This is a genomic window from Kurthia sp. Dielmo (assembly GCF_000307285.2).
GTDB classification, from domain to species: domain Bacteria; phylum Bacillota; class Bacilli; order Bacillales_A; family Planococcaceae; genus Kurthia; species Kurthia populi.
This window is the reverse complement of the sequence record NZ_HE578957.1, coordinates 679135-683764: the sequence shown is the minus strand read 5'-3', so window position 1 is coordinate 683764 and position 4630 is coordinate 679135. Positions and strand designations below refer to the sequence as shown.

General features: G+C 37.5%; 4 protein-coding genes. 2 read left to right on the top strand and 2 right to left on the bottom strand.

What is annotated here, in order from left to right:
• Positions 1-83: 83 nt before the first annotated feature.
• Both KTHG_RS08235 and KTHG_RS08230 read right to left on the bottom strand, forming a co-directional pair.
• The gene (locus tag KTHG_RS08235) at positions 84-854 is read right to left on the bottom strand and encodes a glucosaminidase domain-containing protein (protein ID WP_139992680.1); all 771 of its coding nucleotides are present in this window, start codon (positions 852-854) and stop codon (positions 84-86) included.
• Between the two features lie 43 nt (positions 855-897).
• The gene (locus KTHG_RS08230; RefSeq protein WP_139992678.1) at positions 898-2157 is read right to left on the bottom strand and encodes a BaiN/RdsA family NAD(P)/FAD-dependent oxidoreductase; all 1260 of its coding nucleotides are present in this window, start codon (positions 2155-2157) and stop codon (positions 898-900) included.
• 141 nt (positions 2158-2298) lie between these two features.
• Here KTHG_RS08230 and KTHG_RS08225 point away from each other — a divergent pair, with 141 nt between their 5' ends.
• Positions 2299-3912 carry a putative polysaccharide biosynthesis protein gene (locus KTHG_RS08225; protein ID WP_139992676.1) on the top strand — a complete coding sequence of 538 codons (1614 nt, stop codon included), beginning with the start codon at positions 2299-2301 and terminating at the stop codon, positions 3910-3912.
• 9 nt (positions 3913-3921) lie between these two features.
• Positions 3922-4630 (top strand): pseudouridine synthase (locus KTHG_RS08220; RefSeq protein ID WP_126989005.1); only part of this gene is annotated, 709 nt, incomplete at its 3' end.

Sequence of the window (4630 nt, the reverse complement as noted above, 5' to 3'; positions counted from 1 at the left end):
GAATCGCTTTTGCGATTCCCTTCTTTTATTATTGCGGACCGATAATCGACAGGAGATAAGTTCTGCCCCAGTCTGTTTTATCGTTATTGAGAAATATATAAAATAACTTTATCTTCTTTTTTTAACTCATTTGTCGTCAAGTGATTCCACTGACGAATAAGCGTTTCTGAAATATTATATTCTTTTGCAATATCCTCTACATTATCGAAAAATTTTGCTCGTACAATTTTTTTCGTAGCAGAAGTATCGTATGCTTCTAAATCATATTGCTCAATTAAGGCATTTAACTTTTCAGCATAGCTTGAGTCAGTAGCATAGCTACCGGTTAATGCCTCTGTTGCTTCTTGATACGTTCGTGCATTTGTCTTAAACGTATCAGCATAAATATCTTTATTCCATGAAGTACCTTTTGCTAATAATGCAGCGTAATCCTCCATAGAAGCATGGTAATCAGGGTATTTACGGAAATCAGCTTTGATGGTCGACATATTGCCTTTTCCATCGTCTTCTTGTGTTTTCATTTTGACGGATTGATTATCGTATTTACCTTTAATCCCATAAAGATTATAGTTTGGCTCACTTCCAAGACCACTCGTACCAAAATGACTTTCAAGCGAGGCCTGGGCAATCATCACTGAGGCATAAAGATCATGCTCTGCAGCAACTTCCCGTGCAACCTCCCCAATTTCCCCAATAAATTTTTCACGTACTTGTTGTTGGTTAGTAGGGTCTGGCAATGTTGTTTTGGCAGCATCGAAAATTTGAATAATAGCAATAACTGCACAAGTTGCTAATAGGATAGATGCAATAATCAATCCGATTATCCATTTTATCCATGACTTGCGTTTTTTCACTTCCCAGCCTCCCTTTGCATTGAATACCTAATAGGAACGTGTATCAAAAAGAAAAGTTCGCGGCACTGTCACCAGCAATACGCCCTGTAACAAGAGCAGATGTAATATTATAGCCACCTGTATAGCCATGAATATCTAAAATTTCACCACAGAAATAAAGACCTGGCTTTTTCTTAGAGGCCATTGTTTTAGGTTCGATTTCTTTGACAGATACACCGCCGCCTGTAACAAAAGCTTTTGCTAAAGGTTGTGTGCCATAAACAGTCATTTCAAATCCTGTTAGCTCTTTCGCTAAATGACGTGCTTGTTCGTTTGATAAATCAGCACCTGTTGCAGCTTCAGAAATAGCAGCGCGCTGCATTAAAAATAATAACCAACGCTCTGGAACAATACCTTTCCAAATATTTTTTAAGGCTTTCTTTGGATCTGCTTTTGCTTGCTTCATTAGTAATTGGAAAGCAGATTCTGCATTGTAGTCAACAAGCGCTTGAATTTGTATTGTAACCGGCTTGCCGCCATTTTTCTTTAATTCTTTTACAACAAATTGGCTACAACGTAAAATCGCTGGACCACTTAGTCCAAAGTGTGTGAAGAGCATGTCCATTTGATGTGTGATAATGGCTTTACCATTTTTCTTTAATACAGAAACGGCTGCATCACGAAGTGCTAAACCTTGCAACTCTTTTGACTGAATAAACGTCTCATTTGACAACAAGGGAACTTCCGTTGGGTATAAATCTGTCACAGTGTGACCTGCGCGCTCAGCCCAAGGATAGCCATCTCCTGTAGAACCAGTTTGTGGAACAGCTTTACCACCCACTGCAACAACCACAGCATTTGCTTTAATTTCTTCACCCGATTCTAAGCGTACACCTAAGATTTTTTCGTCGTCCATTAATAACTTGGCAACGGCTGTTTGTTTACGGATTTCAACGTCTAAGCGAGCCATTTCTTTTAATAGCGCATCTACCACGTCTTGTGCACGGTTCGATACAGGGAACATACGGCCATGATCTTCTTCTTTTAAGGCAACACCTAACCCCTCAAAGAAGGCAATAATGTCTTCATTGTTGTAAACTGTGAAGGGGCTATAAAGGAAGCGACCATTCCCTGGGATGTGTTTAACAATTTCATCGACAGGCAAACGGTTCGTTACATTACAACGGCCACCTCCGGAAATTGCTAATTTTTGTCCAAGTTTTTTACCCTTTTCGAGTAATAACACCTTTTTATTGTTCGTACCAGCGGCGATTGAGGCCATTAATCCAGAAGGGCCACCACCGATGACGATTACATCATACATATTAAAACGCTCACTTTCTAAATTGGAATGTCAGTTCAATTTATTATACACGATGTGAAGAAACTATTTGAGTAATTGCCGTTCGAGTTGTAAACTAAAATTTAGTGATTTTTATTTTTTGAAAAAGAATGGAAGGTTAGTATGTCATCATTTATGAAAGGGACAGCCATTTTAACGATCGGTATGTTTTTATCGAAAGTACTTGGCTTGATTTATGTATTCCCATTCTATGCCATCATTGGTGAGGAAAATGTGGCACTTTATTCTTACGGTTTTATTCCATACTCAATTATGCTATCGATTGCGATATCGGGTGCACCTGTTGCCGTTTCGAAATTTGTCTCGAAGTATAATAGTCGAGGAGATTATGCAGCAGGCCGTAAGTTAATGAAGTCCGGTGTCTTCATTATGATTGGTTCGGGAGTTGTCTGTTTTGCGGCACTTTATTTATTAGCAGACCCTATTGCGGGAATGGTGATTAAAGACGATGAACAGATTTTTACAACAAATCAGATTGCCGGCGTTATTCGCTGGGTAAGTTTTGCATTACTTGTAGTACCTTTTATGAGTATTACACGAGGATTCTTCCAAGGATACGGCCATATGACACCAACAGCCGTATCACAATTAATTGAACAAATTGTGCGTATCATTGTCGTTTTAGTCGGTGCATTTATTATGATGCGCTTATTCAATGGAACACCAGAATCAGCAATTTCATTCGCGTTATTCGCGTCATTTATTGGGGCACTTGGCGGGCTACTTGTCATGGGCTATTATTGGAAAAAGACAAAGCCTGAGTTTGATTTGAAATTAAGAGAAAGCGTCGATTCAGGCGATTTCTCCTATGTGAAAATTTATAAAGAAGTATTAACGTATTCAATTCCGTACGTATTCGTAGGGATTGCATCAACATTATTCCAATTAATTGATATGCTAACATTTAATACAGCAATGGCAGAAATCGGCCTGGCAAAAGTATCCGACTTATATTTAAGTATGTTGAACTTTACAACACAAAAAATTGTTATGATTCCAGTGATGTTGGCAACAGGTTTCTCGATGGCACTTGTACCAGCAATTACACGTTTTTACACACAGCGTAAACATAGCGATGTAATTGAAACAATGGATAAGACATTCCAAATCTTATTATTTGTGACGTTACCAGCTGTTATTGGGATTTCCGTATTATCATATGAAATTTATGCTTTCTTATATTCACCAAGTGATATGGGCGCACATATTTTAGCGCTTTATGCACCAGTTGCGATTTTGTTTGCATTATTCTCTGTAACTGCTGCACTATTACAAGGTATTGATCATCAAAAATGGATTATTTTCAGCTTGTTAGTAGGGATTTTGATTAAATTATCAATTAATATTCCAATGATTGAAGCATTTGAAGCATCAGGTGCTATTTACGCAACAACAATTGGTTATATCTTCACAATCGGTATTAACATTGCCGTTATCGTAAAAGTTTTAAATTATAAACCAAAACGTTTAATGCGCCGTATTTTATTAATTGCGATTTTAACAGCAGTTATGGTTGCAGTCGTGATGGTTGTACGTTCATTACTTGGCTTCATTTTGCCAGAACCAAATACCCGCTGGATTGCGATGGTTTATTTATTTATCTGCGGTGGTGTAGGGGTAGTAGTCTATGGTTTCTTATCACTAAAATTAGGATTAGCACAAAAACTACTCGGTTCACGTTTTGAACGTTTAGCAAAAAAATTACACATTCATTAGGAGAAATACATGCGTTTAGATAAACTATTAGCAAATATGGGCTTTGGTACACGTAAAGATGTGAAAAAGCTCATTAAACAAAAAGCAGTCACTGTTGATGAGGTTGTCGTGAAAGATGTTGGCTTACAAGTAGACCCAGAGAAACAAGCAGTTGTTATTTTTGGCGAACGCGTTACGTATGAGCCAATGCTTTATTTATTAATGAATAAACCAGCAGGCGTCATCTCCGCAACAGAAGATAATTATGATCAAACTGTTATTGATTTATTAGAACCGTATCACCGTCATTTTGAACCGTTTCCAGTAGGACGTTTAGACAAGGATACAGAGGGCTTTTTATTAATTACAAATGATGGTCAATTAACACATAATTTATTATCTCCCAAAAAGCATGTACCAAAAGTGTATTATGCCAAAATCGCTGGGGAAGTGAAGCCAGAACATATTGAGATGTTTCAACAAGGCATTATCATTGATGATGGCTATCAAACAAAACCAGCAAAACTGACGATTTTAAACAGCGGAGTAGAATCTGAAATTGAACTTGAAATTTCAGAAGGTAAATTTCATCAAGTAAAACGAATGTTTAAAGCGATTGATACAGAAGTAACGTATTTAAAACGCTTATCAATGGGCCCATTGCAATTAGGTGATGACCTAGCACTTGGTGAATATCGTGAATTGACAGAAGAAGAAGTACTACAATTGAAAGACCGTT

Bases quoted from the DNA above. Each gene is read 5' to 3' on its own strand.
- KTHG_RS08230 (WP_139992678.1), bottom strand. From the start codon at position 2,157: ATGTATGATGTAATCGTCATCGGTGGTGGCCCTTCTGGATTAATGGCC.
- KTHG_RS08225 (WP_139992676.1), top strand. From the start codon at position 2,299: ATGTCATCATTTATGAAAGGGACAGCCATTTTAACGATCGGTATGTTT.